This is a genomic window from Nocardioides daphniae (assembly GCF_004777465.1).
GTDB lineage: Bacteria > Actinomycetota > Actinomycetes > Propionibacteriales > Nocardioidaceae > Nocardioides > Nocardioides daphniae.
This window is the reverse complement of record NZ_CP038462.1, coordinates 3,511,851-3,530,413: the sequence shown is the minus strand read 5'-3', so window position 1 is coordinate 3,530,413 and position 18,563 is coordinate 3,511,851. Positions and strand designations below refer to the sequence as shown.

The 18,563-nt window shown below is 71.8% G+C and carries 21 protein-coding genes, 2 pseudogenes and 1 riboswitch; of the genes and pseudogenes, 13 read left to right on the top strand and 10 right to left on the bottom strand.

Annotated elements, in window-relative coordinates; translation table 11 throughout:
* Positions 1 to 57 precede the first annotated feature (57 nt).
* From E2C04_RS17340 to E2C04_RS17330, 3 genes are all read right to left on the bottom strand, one after another.
* Positions 58 to 1,134, bottom strand: a complete 1,077-nt coding sequence (locus E2C04_RS17340; RefSeq protein WP_135833559.1) for an alanine racemase — start codon at positions 1,132 to 1,134, stop codon at positions 58 to 60.
* 1 nt (position 1,135) lies between these two features.
* Positions 1,136 to 2,308: a lipid II:glycine glycyltransferase FemX gene (locus E2C04_RS17335; protein WP_229721399.1), complete on the bottom strand. Its 1,173-nt coding sequence runs from the start codon at positions 2,306 to 2,308 to the stop codon at positions 1,136 to 1,138.
* A 74-nt stretch (positions 2,309 to 2,382) separates the two neighbouring features.
* Positions 2,383 to 2,988, bottom strand: a complete 606-nt coding sequence (locus tag E2C04_RS17330; protein WP_238694364.1) for a TetR/AcrR family transcriptional regulator — start codon at positions 2,986 to 2,988, stop codon at positions 2,383 to 2,385.
* Positions 2,989 to 3,103: 115 nt separating this feature from the next.
* On the opposite strand from E2C04_RS17330, the gene E2C04_RS17325 reads away from it, so the two are divergent.
* Both E2C04_RS17325 and E2C04_RS17320 read left to right on the top strand, forming a co-directional pair.
* Positions 3,104 to 4,126 (top strand): NAD(P)-dependent alcohol dehydrogenase, encoded by a 1,023-nt coding sequence (locus E2C04_RS17325; protein WP_158630753.1) that lies wholly within the window; start codon positions 3,104 to 3,106, stop codon positions 4,124 to 4,126.
* The gene (locus E2C04_RS17320) at positions 4,123 to 4,701 is read left to right on the top strand and encodes a DUF4386 family protein (RefSeq protein WP_229721400.1); all 579 of its coding nucleotides are present in this window, start codon (positions 4,123 to 4,125) and stop codon (positions 4,699 to 4,701) included. Before E2C04_RS17325 ends, E2C04_RS17320 begins: the two co-directional genes overlap by 4 nt.
* A gap of 167 nt (positions 4,702 to 4,868) precedes the next feature.
* Here E2C04_RS17320 and E2C04_RS17315 read toward each other — a convergent pair whose 3' ends face one another.
* Complete coding sequence (locus E2C04_RS17315; protein ID WP_135833556.1) at positions 4,869 to 5,666, bottom strand: deoxyribonuclease IV; 798 nt, start codon at positions 5,664 to 5,666, stop codon at positions 4,869 to 4,871.
* 31 nt (positions 5,667 to 5,697) lie between these two features.
* The gene (locus E2C04_RS17310) at positions 5,698 to 6,666 is read right to left on the bottom strand and encodes a serine/threonine-protein kinase (protein ID WP_135833555.1); all 969 of its coding nucleotides are present in this window, start codon (positions 6,664 to 6,666) and stop codon (positions 5,698 to 5,700) included.
* 273 nt (positions 6,667 to 6,939) lie between these two features.
* Between E2C04_RS17310 and rpsF the strand changes: the two genes are divergently transcribed.
* From rpsF to rplI, 4 genes and pseudogenes are all read left to right on the top strand, one after another.
* Positions 6,940 to 7,230, top strand: a complete 291-nt coding sequence (gene rpsF, locus E2C04_RS17305) for a 30S ribosomal protein S6 (protein ID WP_135833554.1) — start codon at positions 6,940 to 6,942, stop codon at positions 7,228 to 7,230.
* 115 nt (positions 7,231 to 7,345) lie between these two features.
* Positions 7,346 to 7,943 (top strand): annotated as a pseudogene (locus tag E2C04_RS17300) (single-stranded DNA-binding protein).
* Between the two features lie 100 nt (positions 7,944 to 8,043).
* Positions 8,044 to 8,280: a 30S ribosomal protein S18 gene (rpsR, locus tag E2C04_RS17295; protein WP_101525917.1), complete on the top strand. Its 237-nt coding sequence runs from the start codon at positions 8,044 to 8,046 to the stop codon at positions 8,278 to 8,280.
* 14 nt (positions 8,281 to 8,294) lie between these two features.
* Entirely contained in the window at positions 8,295 to 8,741 is a 447-nt protein-coding gene (gene rplI / locus E2C04_RS17290) for a 50S ribosomal protein L9 (RefSeq protein ID WP_135833553.1), read from the top strand.
* A gap of 66 nt (positions 8,742 to 8,807) precedes the next feature.
* Here rplI and E2C04_RS17285 read toward each other — a convergent pair.
* Positions 8,808 to 10,147 (bottom strand): annotated as a pseudogene (locus tag E2C04_RS17285) (MATE family efflux transporter).
* A gap of 493 nt (positions 10,148 to 10,640) precedes the next feature.
* On the opposite strand from E2C04_RS17285, the gene E2C04_RS21180 reads away from it, so the two are divergent.
* From E2C04_RS21180 to E2C04_RS17275, 3 genes are all read left to right on the top strand, one after another.
* Complete coding sequence (locus E2C04_RS21180) at positions 10,641 to 11,624, top strand: replicative DNA helicase (RefSeq protein ID WP_275106526.1); 984 nt, start codon at positions 10,641 to 10,643, stop codon at positions 11,622 to 11,624.
* Between the two features lie 82 nt (positions 11,625 to 11,706).
* A complete protein-coding gene (locus E2C04_RS21175) occupies positions 11,707 to 12,060 on the top strand; it encodes a DnaB-like helicase C-terminal domain-containing protein (protein WP_275106525.1) in 354 nt (117 codons plus the stop codon).
* Between the two features lie 44 nt (positions 12,061 to 12,104).
* Complete coding sequence (locus E2C04_RS17275) at positions 12,105 to 12,617, top strand: GNAT family N-acetyltransferase (RefSeq protein ID WP_158630752.1); 513 nt, start codon at positions 12,105 to 12,107, stop codon at positions 12,615 to 12,617.
* Between the two features lie 31 nt (positions 12,618 to 12,648).
* Here the strand turns inward: E2C04_RS17275 and E2C04_RS17270 are convergent, their stop codons facing one another.
* From E2C04_RS17270 to E2C04_RS20440, 4 genes are all read right to left on the bottom strand, one after another.
* Positions 12,649 to 13,380: a hypothetical protein gene (locus E2C04_RS17270; protein WP_135833551.1), complete on the bottom strand. Its 732-nt coding sequence runs from the start codon at positions 13,378 to 13,380 to the stop codon at positions 12,649 to 12,651.
* Positions 13,380 to 13,907, bottom strand: a complete 528-nt coding sequence (locus E2C04_RS17265; protein WP_135833550.1) for a SigE family RNA polymerase sigma factor — start codon at positions 13,905 to 13,907, stop codon at positions 13,380 to 13,382. Before E2C04_RS17265 ends, E2C04_RS17270 begins: the two co-directional genes overlap by 1 nt.
* Before the next feature lie 72 nt (positions 13,908 to 13,979).
* The gene (locus tag E2C04_RS20445; protein ID WP_238694363.1) at positions 13,980 to 14,309 is read right to left on the bottom strand and encodes a nitroreductase family protein; all 330 of its coding nucleotides are present in this window, start codon (positions 14,307 to 14,309) and stop codon (positions 13,980 to 13,982) included.
* Positions 14,306 to 14,608 carry a nitroreductase family protein gene (locus E2C04_RS20440; protein ID WP_238694362.1) on the bottom strand — a complete coding sequence of 101 codons (303 nt, stop codon included), beginning with the start codon at positions 14,606 to 14,608 and terminating at the stop codon, positions 14,306 to 14,308. Before E2C04_RS20440 ends, E2C04_RS20445 begins: the two co-directional genes overlap by 4 nt.
* Positions 14,609 to 14,662: 54 nt before the next feature.
* Positions 14,663 to 14,849: riboswitch (cobalamin riboswitch) on the bottom strand.
* 110 nt (positions 14,850 to 14,959) lie between these two features.
* On the opposite strand from E2C04_RS20440, the gene E2C04_RS17930 reads away from it, so the two are divergent.
* The 4 genes from E2C04_RS17930 to E2C04_RS17245 all read left to right on the top strand — a co-directional run bounded on the left by E2C04_RS17930 (position 14,960) and on the right by E2C04_RS17245 (position 18,534).
* Entirely contained in the window at positions 14,960 to 15,829 is an 870-nt protein-coding gene (locus E2C04_RS17930) for a hypothetical protein (protein ID WP_158630751.1), read from the top strand.
* Positions 15,830 to 15,927: 98 nt separating this feature from the next.
* Complete coding sequence (locus E2C04_RS17925) at positions 15,928 to 16,401, top strand: SRPBCC family protein (RefSeq protein WP_158630750.1); 474 nt, start codon at positions 15,928 to 15,930, stop codon at positions 16,399 to 16,401.
* 19 nt (positions 16,402 to 16,420) lie between these two features.
* Complete coding sequence (locus E2C04_RS17250; protein WP_135833549.1) at positions 16,421 to 17,404, top strand: AMP-binding protein; 984 nt, start codon at positions 16,421 to 16,423, stop codon at positions 17,402 to 17,404.
* The gene (locus tag E2C04_RS17245; RefSeq protein WP_135833548.1) at positions 17,401 to 18,534 is read left to right on the top strand and encodes a thiolase family protein; all 1,134 of its coding nucleotides are present in this window, start codon (positions 17,401 to 17,403) and stop codon (positions 18,532 to 18,534) included. The genes E2C04_RS17250 and E2C04_RS17245 overlap by 4 nt, the downstream gene beginning before the upstream one ends.
* Positions 18,535 to 18,563: the final 29 nt, after the last annotated feature.

The window sequence follows — 18,563 nt, the reverse complement described above, 5'->3', positions numbered from 1 at the left end:
GGTCAGCGGTGCGCTGGTGTCAGCGCCCGACCGAGTCTGTGCGCCACCTTCGCTCGCTCAGGAGACCTCGACGCGGTCGAAGGCGGTGGCCGTGAAGCGCACCCGCACGTCGATCTCGTCGCCCACCTGGGGCACCTGCGAGCCGTGCGGCAGGAAGAGCATCGAGGCCTGCATGTGCGGCGGCTCGGCGAAGAGCCGCTGCTTGCCGCCGATCGAGTAGGGGCTGCGCACGAAGCCGACCGCGTCCAGGCCGCCCCGGGCCAGGGTGGCCGCGCGCGCCTTCAGGGACTGGTCGCCGGACGGGGCCTCCAGGCCGATGCCGTGCGCGGTGCCGCCGGAGACGACCAGGACGTGGCCGCTCTTCGGGGCGGTGCGCGAGCGGTAGCCGAAGACGTCGCCACGCTCGACGGCGTGCACGTCGAGCACCTGCGCGGTCACCTTCAGCGCGCCACGGTCACCCAGCCACAGGTCGGTGCCGATGCGCGGACGGATGGTGAAGTCGGAGTACGACGTGCGCAACCGGTCGAGCTCGGAGCGCGTGAGGTGGCTGACCCACAGCGTGCGGGTCGGCAGGTCGGCAGCGATCGCGTCGGTGACCAGGCGCTGCACCTGCGACAGGTGCGATCCCTGGGCGAGCGGGAGGTGCATGGCGACGCCCTCGAGGGTGCCGCGGGCGGTGAGGCCGCCGAGGCCCCGCAGCTCGCGCCCGGTCATGCCGTGGCGCAGCATCGAGGTGACGAGCTCCAGCACGTAGCGCGCGTCGGGCTGGCGCTCCAGCAGCGTGGCGAGGTCCTCGGCGCGGCTCACCGTGTGGATCACCCGGTGCGCGAGCGCCGGGTCGACGTCGAGGGCCGCCCCGAACGGGCGCCACGGGGTCAGCACCAGGATGCTGCCGTCGTAGCGGCTGGCCACCTCGCCGATCTCGTCGTACGTGCCGACCGCGAGGACGTCGCCCCACGTGTGGCCCGCAGCGGCACCCCGGTCGGCGAGCCACTGCGTACGCCTGGCGAGGCGGGGGAGGCCGAAGCCGTAGCCGTTGCCCTTGGCGACCGGGACCATGCCGGGGGTGCGCTCGGCGACGGCGACCAGGTGGTCGCGCCAGCGGGGGCCGTCGACGTGGAGGGTCAGGGTCATCTCAACGCCTCTTCATGTAGAGCTGGAACGCGGCGTAGATCGCGCGGTTGATCGGCAGGTCCCACTCGCCGACGTACTCGACGGCCTCGCCGCCGGTGCCGACCTTGAACTGGATGAGCCCCACGTGCGGGTCGTCGGCGTCGAGGGTGTCGGTGATGCCGCGCATGTCGTAGACGGCCGCGCCGGCCGCCAGTGCGCTGCGGATCATCTCCCACTGCACGGCGTTGGAGCCGCGGACCTCGCGCTTCTCGGTCGAGGAGGCGCCGTAGGAGTACCAGGAGTGCTGGCCGACGCGGATCGAGATGGTGGCCGCGACCAGGTCGCCCTCGTGGCGGGCCAGGTGGAGGACGAAGCGGTCGTCCTCCTCCGGGGTCAGGGAGTCCCACATCTTCTCGAAGTACGCGAGCGGCCGCGGCGTGAAGTGGTCGCGCTCGGCGGTGTGCACGTAGAGCGCGTGGAAGGCGGCCAGGTCGTCACGGGTGCCGCGGGTGACCTCGACGCCCTCCTTGGCGGCCTTCTTGATGTTGCGGCGCCACAGCTGGTTCATCGACTTGAGGACCTCGTCCTCGGTCTTGGCGCGCCCGTCGACGGTCAGCGGGACGTGGAAGTTGTACTGCGGCTGGCCGGCGGCGAAGCCACCCTCGGCGGCCTGCGGCTGCCACCCCAGCTCGTGGAGCTGGGAGACGACCGCGGCGCCGGTGGGGGTGCGCTCGAGCGGGGCGATGTCGTCGAGGCGGCGGACGGCCGGGTCGGAGACGCCCTCCTTGATCTGGGCGGCCGACCAGCGGCGCGTCACCACGGGCGGGCCGATGCGGATGCCGAAGGCGCCCTTGGTCTTCAGGTAGTCGCGCAGCGGCTCGAGCCAGTCGGCGAGGCGCGCGTCGGGGTCGGTGAAGGAGGCCCAGTCGAGGACCGGTCCCTCGGGCAGGTAGGCGAGGTAGCGCTTGACCTTGGGCAGCTGGCGGTAGAGCACCAGCGCGGCGCCCACCATCTCCTCGCCGTCGGCTCCGGGGCGGAACCAGCCGAGCGACTCGTGCTGCCACTCCGACTTCACCGGTCCCCACGCGGGCACCTGCAGGAAGGAGGCCGACGGCTGGGTGCGGATGAACGCGAGGTGGTCGGCCGCGGTCACCGGGCGCAGGGTCAGGGGCTGGACGAGCTGGCGGGAAGACACGGCCCCGAGGCTACCGGGTCGTCGGCGTGCTGCCGCCTCGGTGCGGCCGGCGGCCGGCGGCGTACGACGGTGGCTCAGGCCGAGCGCCGCAGCTGCTCCAGGCCGTCGAGGACCAGACCGAGGCCCACCTCGAAGGAGTCGCCGAAGGCGTAGCCGGGCTGCAGGACGTGCTCGGCGGCGAACTGCGCCATCCGCGGGTGACCGGTGAGGTTCATGCCGGCCAGCAGGTCGTCGGCGGAGCCGGCCAGGTCGATCGAGTCGAGCATCACCTCCTGCAGGCAGAAGCCGTAGACGAAGGCGTCGAGCGTGGCGTACGCGTGGGCCGTGGCCCCGAGCGAGAAGCCGGCGGTGAGCAGCACCTCGAGCACCGCCTCGTGGCTGGCCAGGTTGGCCGGTCCCGGTGCCTTGCGGGTCTCCATCAGCCCGAGCGCCCACGGGTGCCGGTTGAGGGCGTCGTGGACGGACCGTGTCCGCCGAGCCAGCTCCTCGCGCCAGGGGGCGTAGGGCCGCGGCAGGTAGGTCTCGGCGTAGACCGCGTCGACGATCGCGTCGAGGATCTCGTCCTTGTTCGCCACGTGGTGGTAGATCGCCATCGGCTTCACGCCCAGCCCGGAGGCCAGCGCGCGGATCGTCAGCGCGGAGATGCCCTCGGAGTCGGCCAGGTCGAGGGCCGCGGCCACCAGGCGCTCGCGGCTGAGGGTGTGGCGCGGGGCACGGGGGGGCTGGACACGGCGTCACGGTACCATTACCGTACGTCGTACCGTACAACGTACGGGAACGGGGAGGGGGGCAGTGATGACAGAGCTGGACGCACAGGCGGAGGCCAACGAGGCGGGCGAGCGGGTCCGTGCGCTGGTGCAGCGGGAGTACGGCGGCACCGACGTGCTCCGCGTCGAGACGATCGCCGCCCCGTCGCCGGGGCCGGGTGAGGTGCTGCTGGACGTGCAGGCCGCCGCCATCGACCGCGGGACGCTGCACCTGCTCACCGGGCTGCCGCGGATGGCTCGCCTGGCCGTGGGGTTGCGGCAGCCCAAGCGGCTGGTCCCGGGGCTGGACGTGGCGGGCCGGGTGGTCGCGGTGGGCGAGGGAGTGACCCGTCTGCAGGTCGGGCAGCAGGTCTTCGGCATCGCCCGGGGGTCGTTGACCGAGCAGGCCGTCGCCCTGGAGACCAAGCTGGCCCTTGCGCCCGCCGGACTCGCGCCGACGGAGTGCGCGGTGCTGGGCGTCTCGGGGCTGACGGCGCTGCAGGCGCTCGACGCCGCCCGGGTCGACGCCGGCGACCACGTCCTGGTCATCGGAGCCTCCGGTGGGGTGGGCAGCTTCGCCGTGAAGCTGGCGGTCGCGCGCGGGGCGCGGGTGACCGCGGTCTGCAGCGCTGTCAAGGCGGAGGCCGTGCGGTCGTGGGGAGCCGACCGGGTCGTCGACCACGCCGTCGGTGACCCGCTGGCCGGGCTGAGCTGCGACGCGGTCATCGACGTCGCGGGAGGCACGTCGCTGCGGCGCCTACGGCGGGTGCTGACCCCCACCGGCACGATCGTCTTCGTGGGTGTCGAGACCGGCGGCGGATGGACGGGCGGCTTCGTACGCCCGATGTTCCTCGCCCTGCGGATGCTCGCTGCGCGGCAGCGCTACGTGATGCTGATGGCGCGGGAGACCCATGTCGACCTGGAGCGCATCGCCGAGGCGGTGGCGGTCGACGGCCTGCGGCCGCACGTGCACGGGACGGTGCCGCTGGAGGAGACGCCCCGCGCGCTCGACGAGTTGGCTGATGGCCGGGTCACCGGCAAGGTCGCGGTCCGCGTGGGTGGTGCCCAGTGACCGCAGGGGTCATCGCGGCCGACCCGGTGACGGCCCCCGACCTGCGCACCCCGGCTGTCGTGGCGGGCGCGGCTCTGCTGGTGATGGCCGTGCTCGCGCCGCTCGGACTCCTCCTCGCACTTCCGGCCGGTCACTTCGGTGTGGCTGCGCTCGTCGCGCTGACCGTGGCCGTGCTGGACGTCGTCGCGGCCGTCGCGCTCCTGCCGGTGCTCGCGACCGGGGGCGAGCTGTGGGCGTGGATCGCGGCGACGCTGCGGGTGGCGTACGCGGCGGTCTTCACCGTGGCGGGAGCCTCTCTTCTCGCTCCGGTGGACGAGGCGCGCTTCCATGCCGTCTGGGACGCCGGGCTCCTCGTCTTCGGCGCCCACCTGCTGGTCGCCGGAGCAGCGTGCGTACGCAGCACGCTCGTCCCGACCTGGATCGGCTGGCTCGTCGTGCTGGCCGGCGCCGGCTATGCGTTCGATGCCGTCGTGGTCGCGGTCGGCGCGGAGTCAGCGTTCTCGCTCGGGGCCGTCACCTTCGTGGGTGAGGTCGTCCTGCTGCTGTGGCTGCTGGTGCGCTGCGGTCGCCAATGACCATGCCGCCGCGCGCGGCGGCATGGGGGCGAACCTGCCCGCCCCCGCGGGGCAGGTCCGCCACTCCTCGACCCGAGGTGTTCGTGGGTGAGACGGATGGAAATGCGACCCATGACGCGGAACCACGCGATTTGTTCCACGTGGAACCGGCGACCAGCCGAAAAGAATCAGATGCGCGCGGCCAGCCAGCTCGCGTCGGCCTTGTGGTCCTCGGCCCCGCCCGGGGTCTCCAGGATGACCGGCGCGCCGGCGTCGCGGATCACGGCGGCGAGCAGCTCGGGGTCGATCTGGCCCTGGCCCAGGTTGGCGTGGCGGTCGGCTCCGGAGTCGAACGCGTCGCGGGAGTCGTTGCAGTGCACGAGGTCGATCCGCCCGGTGATGGCGCGGACCTGCTCGACGACGGTCTCCAGCGCATTGCCACCCGCGTGGGCGTGGCAGGTGTCGAGGCAGAAGCCGACCTGGTCGGCCCCCTCGGCACTGCCGATCGCGTCGAAGACGCGGGCGATCCGGTCGAGGTAGCGGGCCATGGCGTTGTCACCGCCGGCCGTGTTCTCGATGAGCACGGGCACGGCGAGGTCGGTCGCCTCGATCGCCTTGCGCCAGTTGTCGAACCCCTTCTCGGGGTCGTCGGCCTTGTTGACGTGACCGCCGTGGACGATCAAACCCTTGGCCCCGATCGATGCCGCCGCACTGACGTGCTGCTGCAGGAGCTTGCGACTGGGGATGCGGATGCGGTTGTTGGTGGTGGCCACGTTGATGACGTAGGGGGCGTGGACGTAGATGTCGACGCCTGCCTCCTCGGCCTCCGCCTTGAGGCCCTCGGCGCCGCCGGCGTGGTCGATGACCGGGCCCTTGTAGCTCTGCGGGTCGCCGAGGAACATCTGGACGACCGACATGCCCCGCGCCCGGGCGTGCTGGACGGGGTCGTCGGAGGCGACGTGGGCACCGATGGCGAGGTTCGTCATGCGTTCCAGCGTAGGGGTGGGCGCCGACAGCTCAGCCCAGGAGGACGCGGAGGAAGGTGGCGCAGCCGCCGATCACCGCGCCCGACGCGAGCAGGACGGCGGCGGAGGTCAGGCGTACGCGGCGCTCGTGCACCCGGTGGGCCAGGGCCGCGACCTCGTCCGGGGCCGGGCCCAGGCAGTCGCGCACCCAGGCGCCCTGCGGCGCCTCGATCGCCAGCGACTCCAGCAGCGCCAGGGCGTGGCCGGCCGAGTCGGGCCTGTCGTCGGCACGGGGCGCGACGAGCCGCTCGAGCAAGGCGCGCAGCCGCGTCGGCGGCCAGGGCGAGCCAGGGTCGGTGGGGCCACCCGGGTGCGGCCTCCGGGCCGTGAGCAGGTGCAGCCCCAGCACGCCCACGGCGTACAGGTCGTGGCGCAGGTCAGGCGTCAGCGTGGCGTCGGGAGGCAGGTAGCCCTCGGTGCCGACCGGCCCCGCCACGGTGAGCCGCGGCGCCGACGGGTCCAGGGCGACGCCGAAGTCACCCAGACGGACGTGGATTCCGCCGTCGTCGCGACCCTCGAGCAACAGGTTGCCCGGCTTCACGTCGCGGTGCACCAGCCCGGCGGCGTGCACCACGGCCAGCGCCCGCAGGGTCTGCTGGAGGATGCGCGCCACGACCGGCTCGGGCAACGGACCGTGCTCGGCGAGCAGCGCCCGCACCGTGCCGCCGGTGACCAGGTCCGTGGTCAGCAGCACCACGTCCTCCTCGGCGGCCCATCCCGTCGCGGTGAGCAGGTGCGGGTGGCGCAACCGGATTTCCTGCTCACGAAAGAAGCGCGCCATCAGGGCTCCCGTGTGCGCGCCGAGCACCTTCACCGCGACCAGGCCACCGGTGTGCAGGTCCCGCGCGCGCCAGACGGAGGCCGTGGCTCCGGCGCCGACCTGGTCGAGCAGGCACCAGCGGCCGGCGACCGTACGCCGCCCGGTGCGGCCCGGCGGGAGGGTGGCGCGCGGAGCTCTCATGCCACGGCAACGTAGCGATCCGGGAGCGGTGCCCGTCGCCGTTCTCCACAGGCTCGGAGGCGGCCCGACGGGAGCGGCGGAGCCCCTGTGCGCGGATTCCCCGGGAGCTACGCGCCGCTGGTAGCCTGCTGCAGTTCTTGGTGTGCCCTTCTCAGTAGGAGGACGTGCCGGGAGCCGTGACCCGGTCCGTCCAGTGGATCGGCGTCGCGCACGCAAGCCCTCCTGCCACGGAAAGTCCGTGGCCGCCTGAGTCCAGAGGAGGTGGAGACCGCTTTGCGTAAGTATGAAGTGATGGTCATCCTCGACCCCAGTCTCGAAGAGCGCACGATCGAGCCTTCGCTCGACAAGTACCTCAACGTCATCCGCACCGACGGTGGCACCGTCGAGAAGGTCGACGTCTGGGGACGCCGTCGTCTCGCGTACGAGATCAAGAAGAACGCCGAAGGCATCTACGCAGTCATCTCGATCGAGGCCGAGCCGGCCACGGTCAAGGAGTTCGACCGCCAGCTGACCCTCAACGAGTCCATCCTGCGCACGAAGGTCATCAAGCCCGGCAACCGCTGAGCCTGTGCACAACTTCGCGTAACTGTCGGTGACGTCGGCAACGATGTCACTGGCAAGCAGTGGCGGATTCAACCCCGCAACACCAACTGATGGATCTAACCAAGGGAGACCTTGAATGGCAGGCGAGACCGTCATCACCGTGGTCGGCAACCTGGTCGACGACCCGGAGCTGCGCTTCACCCCCTCGGGTGCACCCGTGGCGAACTTCCGGATCGCTTCCACGCCGCGGACCTTCGACCGGCAGACCAACGAGTGGAAGGACGGCGACGCGCTGTTCCTCTCCTGCTCGATCTGGCGCCAGGCAGCCGAGAACGTTGCCGAGTCGCTCCAGAAGGGCATGCGGGTCGTGGTGCAGGGACGGCTCAAGCAGCGCCAGTACGAGACCCGTGAAGGCGAGAAGCGCACGGTCGTCGAGCTCGAGGTCGAGGAGATCGGTCCCTCGCTGAAGTACGCCACCGCCAAGGTGACGCGTGCTTCCGGCGGCGGGGGCGGTGGCTTCGGCGGAGGCGGCGGCGGCAACCGTGGCGGCTTCGGCGGCGGTCAGCAGGGGTGGCGGCGGCTTCGGCGGCGGCCAGCAGGCTGACGACCCGTGGGGCGCTCCGGCGGCCCCGCAGGCTCCCCAGGGCGGCGGCTACGGCGGCGGCCAGCAGGGCGGCGCTCAGCCCGACCCGTGGGGCGCGCCGGGCGTGGGCTCGGAGGAGCCCCCGTTCTGATCGCTGGATCGGCTCCCTGACGACGAGATCCGTCAACCCATCCGAATACACCTCAACCATTCCGACCTCACGGTCGGGCTTCTAGAAAGGAAGCACCACAATGGCCAAGGCAGTGATTCGCAAGCCCAAGAAGAAGGTTTGCCAGTTCTGCAAGGAGAAGGCGACCGGTGTCGACTACAAGGACACCACCCTCCTCCGTAAGTTCATCTCCGACCGCGGCAAGATCCGTGCGCGTCGCGTGACCGGAAACTGCGTCCAGCACCAGCGCGACGTGGCCATGGCTGTGAAGAACGCCCGCGAGGTCGCTCTCCTGCCGTACACCTCGACCGGACGCTGAAGGGAGCCAGGAACATGAAGCTCATCCTGACCCAGGAAGTGACCGGCCTCGGTGGCCCCGGTGACATCGTCGAGGTGAAGGACGGCTACGGCCGCAACTACCTCATCCCGCGCGGCGAGGGCATTCGCTGGACGAAGGGTGGCGAGAAGACTGTGGAGGCCATCAAGGCTGCCCGCAAGTCCCGCGCCGTCCGCGACCAGGCTCACGCCGAGGAGATCAAGGGCAAGCTCGAGGGTGCCGCCGTGGCGCTCAAGGTGCGCGCTGGTGAGGGTGGTCGCCTGTTCGGCGCCGTCACCGCCAACGACATTGCCGACGCCCTCTCCGAGGCCGCTGGCGAGTCCGTCGACAAGCGCACGCTCGTCCTCGGCAACCCGATCAAGTCGCTCGGCTCCCACACGGTGTCGGTCAAGCTGCACGACGACGTGACCGCCCAGGTCGCGCTCAACGTGATCTCCGCCTGACCTCTGCGTCTGACGGCGAAGGCCCGTCCACCCTTCGGGGTGGGCGGGCCTTCGTGCGTCCCGGGGTCAGGAGGCCCCGAGCACCATCCACCGCTCCCCGCGGGCGCGGTGCAGCAGCACGGCGCACCGCACCCCCATGAAGAGGCCGCTGAAGAGGATCCAGATCCACAGCAGTGACTGCGCCTGGGTGACGAGCAGCGGCACCGCGAGCACCGGCGGCACGTAGGCCACCAGCGTCCACACCCCGGCCCACGCGAGGAACCGTCCGTCACCGGCGCCGATCAGCACCCCGTCGAGCACGAAGACCACGCCGGCCATGGGCTGGCTGAGTGCTGCCACGAGCAGGATCGGCACGAGGAGCTCGTGCACGGCCGGGTCCTGGCTGAAGAGGGGGCCCAGCCACGGGCTGCTCGCGGCCAGGACGAGGCCGGCGACGACACCGGAGGCCCACCCCCACCGGATCATCCGCCGCGTCAGCTCGCGGGTCCGGTCCCGGTCGCCCGCCCGAGGGCGTGCCCGGTGAGGGTCTGCGCGGCGATCGCGATCGCGTCGAGCGCGAAGACGAGGAAGGTCCAGATCGTGAACGCCACCTGGTGGGCGGCGACCGCCTCGCCCTCCGGGTCGCCACTGCTGGCGACCGCCCACGCGCCCACGACGAGGGCGGCGCGCAGGGCGAGCGTACGCACGACCAGCGGCACGCTGGCCCGTCCTGCGTCGCGGATGCCGGGCAGGTCAGGCGCCAGCGAGGCGCCCTCGGCGCGCGCGGCTCGCACCACGACGGCGACGAGCACGGCGGCGCTGAGCACCTGGGCGATCACCGAGCCGAGTGCGGAGCCAGCGACGCCGAGCGCGGGGAACGGGCCGTAGCCGAAGACCAGGACGAGGTTGAGGACGACGTTGACGGCGTTGCCGCCGACCGCCACCCACAACGGCGTACGCGTGTCCTGCAGCCCGCGCAGCACGCCGGTGGCCGCCAGCATGACCAGCAGCGGCGTGACCCCGAGCAGGGCGACGACCAGGTAGTCCTGCGCGTGGCCGGCCACCGCCTCCCCCACGCCGAAGGCATCGACGAGTGGACCGGTGACCGTCAGCAGGACGGTGGTGAGCAGGACGCCTAGCCCGACGGCGAGCCAGATCCCGTCGGCACCCAGGGCCAGCGCGCGGCGTGCGTCCCCGGCGCCGAGGTGGCGGGAGACCCCGGCGGTGGTGCCGTAGGCGAGGAAGACGCAGAGGCCGACAGCGGTCTGCATGACGACGGCCGCGATGCCGACACCGGCCAGCTCGGGGGTGCCGAGACGGCCCACGATGGCGGTGTCGGTGAGGAGGAAGAGGGGTTCGGCCACCAGGGCGAAGAACGCCGGAATGGCAAGTCGGAAGATCTGCCGATCGGTCTGGTGCACAGTCATCGAGTCTAGGCAGGTCTGTCGTGTGACCCACGTCACGACCTACTGTCAGGTAAAACCGCAGGTCAGAGCCGAAATATCGGGTACAAGCTCATCCCCAGACCCTGTGGACAGGCTTGGGATATCACACTCGACGAAAGCGTTTCAGCGGCTTGTCGACAATTTTGTGCTTCTGTTCACATGTCGAGAACTGCGTGGGGAGATTCTTTTTCTCCACAGGCTGGGGACGACGTTTCCGCAGGTCAGACGGGGTGCTGGTGAGTTGTGGACAAGGTTGTCCACAGTCGGCCTCACAGATCGTGGGCACTTGTTGGGGATGACGCACCGCTCATGCCCAAGTTATCCACAGAGCCTGTGGATAGGCCGGTGGTGGAGAGGCCTCCCGGACGCGTACGTTCGCGAGGTCGCCAATGCTGTCGGTGCCCCCTCCTAGCGTGGGAGCGCGGGTTCGGTGCGGCCCGCGCAACCAACCAGAACCACGTGTCCGGAGGACTTGATGAGCATCTCTGAGCAGCACCTGCTCGGCCCGGGCGAGCCCTCGTTCGAGGACTGGGGCGACGGCCCCGCGGCGTACGAGCCGGGCGAGGCCCCGCGCGGCGCCAACGACCGTACGCCGCCGCAGGACAACGCCGCCGAGCAGAGCGTGCTGGGCTCCATGCTGCTGAGCAAGGACGCCATCGCCGACGTCTCCGAGGTCCTGCGCGGCATCGACTTCTACCGCCCGGCCCACGAGCAGATCCACGACGCGATCATCGACCTGTACGGCCGCAGCGAGCCCGCCGACCCGGTGACGGTCGCGGCCGAGCTGCAGCGCCGCGGTGAGCTCGCCAAGGTCGGCGGGGCGCCGTACCTCCACACGCTCGCCGCCAACGTCCCGATCGCCGCCAACGCGGGCTACTACGCCGAGATCGTGCGCGAGAAGGCGATGCTGCGCCGCCTCGTCGAGGCCGGCACGAAGATCGTGCAGCTCGGATATGCAGGTGAGGGTCAGGTCGACGACGTCGTCGACCAGGCGCAGGCCGAGGTCTACAAGATCACCGAGAAGCGCGCGGCGGAGGACTACGTCCCGCTGAGCGACATCATGAACGACGTCCTCGACGAGATCGAGGCGATCGCCAACCGTGAGCAGGGCGTCTACGGCGTTCCGACCGGCTTCGCCGACTTCGACGACCTGACCAACGGTCTGCACTCCGGCCAGATGATCATCGTCGCCGCCCGACCCGCCATGGGTAAGTCGACGCTGGCCCTCGACTTCTGCCGCGCCGCGTCGATCCACAACAACATGACCAGCGTCTTCTTCAGCCTGGAGATGACGCGCGCCGAGATCGTGATGCGCCTGCTCTCGGCCGAGGCGAAGGTCGCGCTCAACCACATCCGTACCGGCAACATGACCGAGGACGACTGGGAGCAGCCATGCATGGCCAAGAAGATGGGGGAGGTGTCGGCTGCGCCGATGTACACGACGACTCGCCCAACATGACGATGATGGAGATCCGGGCCAAGGCCCGTCGCCTCAAGCAGAAGCCGACCTCAAGCTCATCGTCATCGACTACCTCCAGCTGATGAGCTCGGGCAAGAAGGTGGAGTCCGCCAGCTCGAGGTCTCGGAGTTCTCCCGCCAGATCAGCTGCTGGCGAAGGAGATCGAGTCCCGATCATCGCGCTCTCGCAGCTCAACCGTGGCCCCGAGCAGCGTGGCGACAAGCGCCCGATGATGTCCGACCTGCGTGAGTCCGGCTCGATCGAGCAGGACGCCGACATGGTGATCCTGCTCCACCGCGAGGACGTCTACGAGAAGGAGTCGACCCGCCCCGGCGAGGCCGACCTGATCGTCGCCAAGCACCGCAACGGTGCGACCCGCGACATCACCGTCGCCTTCCAGGGTCACTACAGCCGGTTCGTGGACATGGCGCACTGAGTGCTCGCCTGACTGCCGCCGGCAGGCCTACCTACGCTGTTCCCGTGACGACCCTGGAGACTCCGAGACTGCGGCTGACGCCCGTGACCTCGGACGACGTGCCCTTCTTCGCCGAGCTGTGGCAGGACCCGGAGGTGATGGCCCACCTGGGCGGCGTCCGCGACCCGGAGCGCATCGTGCCCCTTGTCGCGGAGGCCGTGGAGCAGTGGCGCACTCATGGTCTTGGGCGGTGGGTGGTACGCCTGGCCGCCCAATCCATCGGGACCATCAAGCTGGCTCACGTGATGCGCGGGCGCAGCGAGATCGAGATCGGCTACGCCCTGCTGCCGGGGCACGAAGGACGGGGTTACGCCACCGAAGCCTGCGAGTGTGTCCTCAACTTCGCCCTGCAGGACCGGTCATTTCCCTCCGTCGTGGCTCTTGCCCGCGACGGCAACGACAGCTCGCTCGCGGTCCTGGATCGTCTCGGCTTCGTACGCGAGGGGTCCTTCGAGCACCCGCTCGGGCCACACATGCTCTTTCGCGTCACACGACCGCGGTGGCTGGACCGCACCTGACATCTCGATCCATGTCACCCACGGCCCCGCCTCACCGCCAGACCACCGGCTTCTCGGTCCCGACGTAGTACGCGCTCTCGAACGGCCCCCATCGCAGCCCCACCACGTCGGTGCCGGGCGGGGTCCGGAAGGCGATGCAGTCCTTCACGACCTCCCGGGGGACAGCCGGATTCGAGAGTCCGCGCGACGGACACGGCGTGAAGTCGAAGAGGTAGCTCACCTGGTTGTGCCCGCCACCGCCGCGGAGCACCGGCGCCACGTCAGAGTCCAGGTAGTACCCACCGATCTTCCCGGACACGTGCCTGATCGTGACGTCGACGTACCAGATCTGCCCGGTCTCGAGGAGCTCGCGGAGGCTGGCGGACAGATCGGGCTCCGCGAGCATGTCGGCGGTGTCGCCGCGACGTACGTCGGTGACGGTGAGCTCGACCTTGCCCTCGTCCTCGACGTGCTCGACCGGGACCCGTGCGGTCTCGCCGATGTCCAGCAGTGAGCCGGGCGGCGTGAACTCACTGACCGCAGGCGGCGCGGACGGCGCCGGCGGACGCACCGGCTCCAGCAGGCGGGGTTCCTCCGACTCCCACGGACGCACGGAGAGCGCCGTGGCCGAGACGACGAGCACCAGGGCAAGGGCGGCGCTGGCGCGCAGGAGGCCACGACGGCGTACGCGGCGACGCCCGGCGCGCACGACGTCGAGGGCGTCGACCGTGCTCCCGGCGTCCTCGCGGCTGGCGTCGTCCAGCAGGTTCTTGAGGTCGACCATCACTCACTCACTTCCAGTTCCACCTCGTGGTGCCAGCCAGCCTCGACCAACGCGCGGCGCAGGGCGTCGAGTCCGCGGGCGGTCTGGCTCTTCACGGTGCCCGGCGAGCAGCCCAGCACCCGGGCGGTCTCGTCGACGCTGAGGTCCTCGAAGTAGCGCAGGACCACCACCGCTCGCTGCCGGGGAGCCAGCAGACCGAGGGCGGCCATGACAGCCGCGCGGTCGGCGTACGCGCCCGCGCCGTCGGTCAGCGGCGGCGGCACGGACTCCTTCGCCTCGTAGCGCTCCCGCGTCCCGCGGCGGCGAGCGGCGTCGATGGCGACGTTGACCACGGTGCGGCGCGCGTAGCCGAAGAGGCTCTCGACCTGACCGATGCGGGGCAGCGCGACGTACATCCGCACCAACGCTTCCTGCGTGACGTCGTCCGCCGAGGCCCAGTCACCGGTGATCAGGAAGGCCGCGCGCCTCAGCCGTCCCTGGTGGGCGTCGACGAACTCCACGAACCGCTGTTCGTCCCGGCGCGCCATCGCGGATCCTCTCCGAGGGTCGAGCCTCGCCCCCTTGCCCACAGTGACGCACGCCGAGGGCCGGCGGTTGCGTCAGGCGCGCACCCGAAATCGATCCACGTGCACGGCCTCGGCGAGCGGCCGCTTCGGGCGCCACCCGTGGCGTACGAGGTCGGGCACCTCCTGCAGCTGCGTGACCGGCCCCAGGCAGAGCCACGCCACCGGCCGCACGCTTGCGGGGATCCCGAGGAGCTCCTGCAGGAACTCCTCGCGGTAGAACGACACCCAACCCATCCCGAGCCCCTCCGCCGTGGCGGCGAGCCACAGGTTCTGGATGGCCAGGCAGCTCGAGTAGAGGCCGGCGTCGGCGATCGCGTGCCGGCCGAGGACCGCCGGCCCACCGCGCTCGGCGTCGTACGTCACGACGACCCCGAGGGTCGACTCCAGGACCCCTCGACCTTGATCCGGGAGAACGTGGCGGCGCGCTCGCCCTCCAGCGTCGACGCGAAGGTCTCGCGCTCGATCGCGACGTGCTCGTGGAAGCGGCGCCGCGTCTCCTCGCCGCGGACGAGGACGAAGTCCCACGGTTGGCTGTTGCCCACGCTCGGCGCGGCGTGCGCGGCGGTGAGGATCCGCTCCAGCGTGGCGTCGGCGATCGGCTCGCCGGTGAACTCGGCGCGCACGTCACGGCGTCGGAAGATGGCGTCGTACAGGTCAGTCATGAAGGGCTCCCGCAGTCAGGGCCGTCCGCTGCCACCCACGGGTGCGGGCAGGTCGGACGGCTGTTCAGCGAGGCCGGTCTTCGGACTTCCCGTCACCGCCACCGGTCGCCTTCCCAGGACCGTGGTCCCAGTGGCTGCGCGTCGCGCACGACCGGCGACTCGAGGTCACCGCAGCGGGCCCTGTGCCGGAGTCACACCGGCTTCCCGATTCTCCCCGTGAGGGGCACCTCGCAGGTTGTGCCGGCGCCACCGTACCGCCACGCGCTCCCTGGGGTTTGCCCCCGCCCTCCCCGGGCAGCCTCCCCCGTGCGCATCGGTGGGCCAGCGTCTCCCTCGGAGGAGACCCCTGCCGTGGGGGAGGTCGACCCGCTGCCGCTGCACCGCCGGCTGGAGGTGGGCCGTCTGGTCGTGGGCGCGGCCGCCGACATGACGATCCGGGCCTACGGCGCCGCCGCCGCCCTGAGCGTGGTGGTGAGCGACGCGGAGACCGTCAGCGGCAAGTCAGGTGACGCGGTCGCGGCCGTGCCCCACCTGCTCGACCGCTACCACCAGGCGCAGTACGTCATCGACCACCGGCAGGAGATCCAGGCCGCCATCGATTACGTCGACCAGCACACTCCGCCCCAGGCCGAGCTGCAGGCGCGCGTCGAGGAGGCCGGCGACACGCTGCGTGACATCGAGGCGACCTCCGACGCGGTCGCCCGGGCCAGGGACGCCGCCGAACGCCTCGACGTACGGGAAGCCTTCGGCCAGGTCCGTGAGGCGTGGCAGGTCAGGCCCGACCGGGAGTCGATCCAACAGCTGGCGGAGGCCGCCGAGGAGGTCGCCCCCTACGCCGAGCAGGTCGAGGTGCTGGTGCCCGTCTACCAGGGCGGGGTGGTCGCGGCCGTCGACAACTTCGCCAGCGACGAGGTCGCGGGCACGGTCTTCGTGATGGTCGTGGCCCTCGTGGTCGCCGCCCTCCTGGGCCAGGCCGTCGGCTTCTGGATCCGCCGGGGGAGGCCCGGGCTGATCGCCTCGGCCTGGCAGCAGCTGGGGGCGCGGGTCTTCCGCGACTGGTACGTCCGCCACCTCCCCTTCGCCCTCGGCGGCTCGGTTCACGCGGTGGCGCGCGAGCGGTTCCAACGCGACCTGGTCGCCGACCCGGAGGCGGTGCTCGACCCGGACGTCCTGGCCGCGCTCGAGCGTCACTTCGCGGCCAAGCCACCTCCCGACGCCTGACCCGCGTCCGTCGCCCGGTCACTCCGCGGTACGCCGCCCATCGCCGCCACCCGTGGCGTACGGTCTCCACAGACCACCGCGACACCCAGGGAGCCACCGTGCAGGACGTCCAACCGCTGCTCGAGCAGTCCGTCGAGATCGACGCCGACCGCGCCGCCGTCTGGGCCGTCGTCAGCGACGTGTCGCGGATGCCCGAGTGGAGCTCCGGCGTCACCGGCGTGCGCTACAAGGGCGACGGCCCGCACCCGCGCTTGGGCTCCGAGTTCTCCAACCGCAACGAGCTCGGCGAGCTGGTGTGGGTCACGCACGGCGAGATCACCGCCTTCGACGCGGACGAGCACCTGGCTTGGCGGATCAAGGAGAACTGGGCGATCTGGTCGCTCCACCTCACCGACGCCGGCGACGGTCGTACGCGGCTCACGCAGCGCCGCGAGACCCCCGAGGGCATCTCGGAGCTCTCGCACGAGCTCACCGACGGCTTCATGGGCGGGCAGGAGCAGTTCCAGGCCCAGCTGCTCGACTCGATGGCGGCCACGCTGGCCGCGATCAAGGCGGCCGTCGAGGGCGCCTGACCCCTCGGAACGCACGCCCGTGAACGACCCCGTCGACCTCCTCGCCGGCGCCGACCCGCTCGCCGCCTTCCGCCGCGCGCACGCCGCCGGGCAGCAGGTCGCGCTGCGTACCTCGGGCACCACGACGACCCCGCGCACCGTGCTGCGGACGACGGACTCCTGGGTCGACTCCTTCGACCACGTCGCCCGCCTCACCGGGCTCAGCGCCGCCAGCCGCGTCTGGATCCCAGGGCCGCTCACCGCGACCATGAACCTCTTCGCCGCCGTCCACGCCGACTGGGTGGGCGCCACCCGGGTCGCAGGGCTGACCGAGGCGACCCACGCGTACCTGACGCCTGCCGCGCTGCGGCGGCTCCTCGCCGAGCCCGCGGTGCTGGCGGGCGTACGCGTCGTCGTCGCCGGGGACCGCCTCGACCCCGCCACCCTGGCCTCGGCCCACGCCGCCGGCGCGCAGGTCAGCCACTACTACGGCGCCGCCGAGCTCTCCTTCGTGGCTTGGGCCGACGGCGAGACCCTGCGGCTCTTCCCCGGCGTCGAGGCGCAGGCGCGCGACGGCGAGCTGTGGGTCCGCTCGCCCTACCTCTGCGCCGGCTACCTCGAGCCGGACCAGGTGGCCATGCGCGACGCCGACGGCTGGGTCACCGTCGGCGACCGGGGCCTCGTACGCGGCAGTACGCTCGAGGTCCACGGGCGCGCTGGCGGCATCACGACCGCGGGGGCCACCGTCCTCGTCGCCGACGTCGAGCGGGTCCTGCGGCCGCAGGCGCGCGGCGACGTCGTCGTCACCGGCGTCGCCCATCCCGACCTGGGGGAGGTGGTCGTCGCGGTCGTCACCGACGCCGCCGACGTGGCCCCGCTCAAGGCGCTCGCGCGCACCGCGCTGATGCCGCCGCAACGACCCCGTCGCTGGGTGCACCGCGCCACGCTCCCGCTCACCCGCCACGGCAAGGTCGACCGAGCGGCGCTCACCCGTGACGTCAGCACCGAGCGGGAGGACGCATGAGCGACCCCGTCATCATCAGCGCCGTCCGCACCCCGATCGGCACCGCCAAGCACTCGCTGCGCGACCTCACCGTCGAGCAGCTCGCCGGACCGGTCGTCGCGGCCGCCGTGCGGCGTACGGGCCTCGACGCGGCAACTGTCCACGACGTCGTGCTCGGCAACTGCCTCGGCCCGGGCGGCAACGTCGCCCGCGTCAGCGCCCTGGCCGCGGGCCTGCCCGACACCGTGCCCGGTCTGACCGTCGACCGGCAGTGCGCCAGCGGCCTGGCCGCGATCGACCTCTCCGCCCAGCTGGTGCGCAGCGGCGCCGGACTGGTCGTCGCCGGTGGCGTCGAGTCGGCGAGCACCGCGCCGTGGCGCTTCTGGCCACCGGTCGGCGACGCCGAGCCGGTCCGCTACGAGCGCGCCCCCTTCGCCCCGACCGCCGCCGACGACCTCGACATGGGTCTCTCCAACGACCTCCTCGCGGCCGAGGCCGGCGTCACCCGCGCCCGCCAGGACGCGTACGCCGCCCGCTCCCACGCCCTGGCCGTCGCCGCCCAGCAGCGCGGCGCGTTCGCCGACGAGCTGCTCACGGTCGCGGGAGTCGATCGCGACGACCGGCCCCGAGCGGGGCTCACCCCCGAGCGGCTCGCCCGTCTGCGGCCCGCTTTCCGGGAGGGTGGCACGGTGACTGCGGGCAACTCGTGCGGCATCAGCGACGGCGCCGCAGCCGTCGCCGTCGTGCCTGCCGAGACCCAGCAGCGCCTCGGTGTCCCGGGGCTGCGGATCCTGGCCACCGCCACCAGCGGGGTGAGCCCGACGCGACCGGGCGTGGGCCTCGTACCGGCGACCCGACTGGCGCTCCAGCGCGCCGGACTGACGCTCGACCAGGTGGATGTCATTGAGCTCAACGAGGCGTTCGCCGGCCAGGTCCTGGCCTGCTGCGACGAGCTGGAGCTCGACCCCGACCGGGTCTGCCGCGAGGGCGGGGCGCTGGCGCTCGGCCACCCGTGGGGTGCCTCCGGCGCGGTGCTGATGGTCCGCCTCTTCACGCAGCTCGTCACCCGCGGCCAGGGCCGGCACGGCCTGGCCGCCATCGCCGCCGGTGGCGGGATGGGCGTGGCCGCAGTCGTCGAGCGGATCCCCTGAATCGGCCTTCCCCTGACGCGCCACCGGGT

Bases quoted from the DNA above. Each gene is read 5' to 3' on its own strand.
- rpsR (WP_101525917.1), top strand. From the start codon at position 8,044: ATGGCCAAGGCAGTGATTCGCAAGCCCAAGAAGAAGGTTTGCCAGTTC.
- E2C04_RS17245 (WP_135833548.1), top strand. From the start codon at position 17,401: ATGAGCGACCCCGTCATCATCAGCGCCGTCCGCACCCCGATCGGCACC.
- E2C04_RS17315 (WP_135833556.1), bottom strand. From the start codon at position 5,666: ATGACGAACCTCGCCATCGGTGCCCACGTCGCCTCCGACGACCCCGTC.
- E2C04_RS17270 (WP_135833551.1), bottom strand. From the start codon at position 13,380: ATGGTCGACCTCAAGAACCTGCTGGACGACGCCAGCCGCGAGGACGCC.
- E2C04_RS17310 (WP_135833555.1), bottom strand. From the start codon at position 6,666: ATGAGAGCTCCGCGCGCCACCCTCCCGCCGGGCCGCACCGGGCGGCGT.
- E2C04_RS20440 (WP_238694362.1), bottom strand. From the start codon at position 14,608: ATGACTGACCTGTACGACGCCATCTTCCGACGCCGTGACGTGCGCGCC.
- E2C04_RS17325 (WP_158630753.1), top strand. From the start codon at position 3,104: ATGACAGAGCTGGACGCACAGGCGGAGGCCAACGAGGCGGGCGAGCGG.
- E2C04_RS17340 (WP_135833559.1), bottom strand. From the start codon at position 1,134: ATGACCCTGACCCTCCACGTCGACGGCCCCCGCTGGCGCGACCACCTG.
- rplI (WP_135833553.1), top strand. From the start codon at position 8,295: ATGAAGCTCATCCTGACCCAGGAAGTGACCGGCCTCGGTGGCCCCGGT.
- E2C04_RS17265 (WP_135833550.1), bottom strand. From the start codon at position 13,907: ATGGCGCGCCGGGACGAACAGCGGTTCGTGGAGTTCGTCGACGCCCAC.
- E2C04_RS21180 (WP_275106526.1), top strand. From the start codon at position 10,641: ATGAGCATCTCTGAGCAGCACCTGCTCGGCCCGGGCGAGCCCTCGTTC.
- E2C04_RS21175 (WP_275106525.1), top strand. From the start codon at position 11,707: ATGAGCTCGGGCAAGAAGGTGGAGTCCGCCAGCTCGAGGTCTCGGAGT.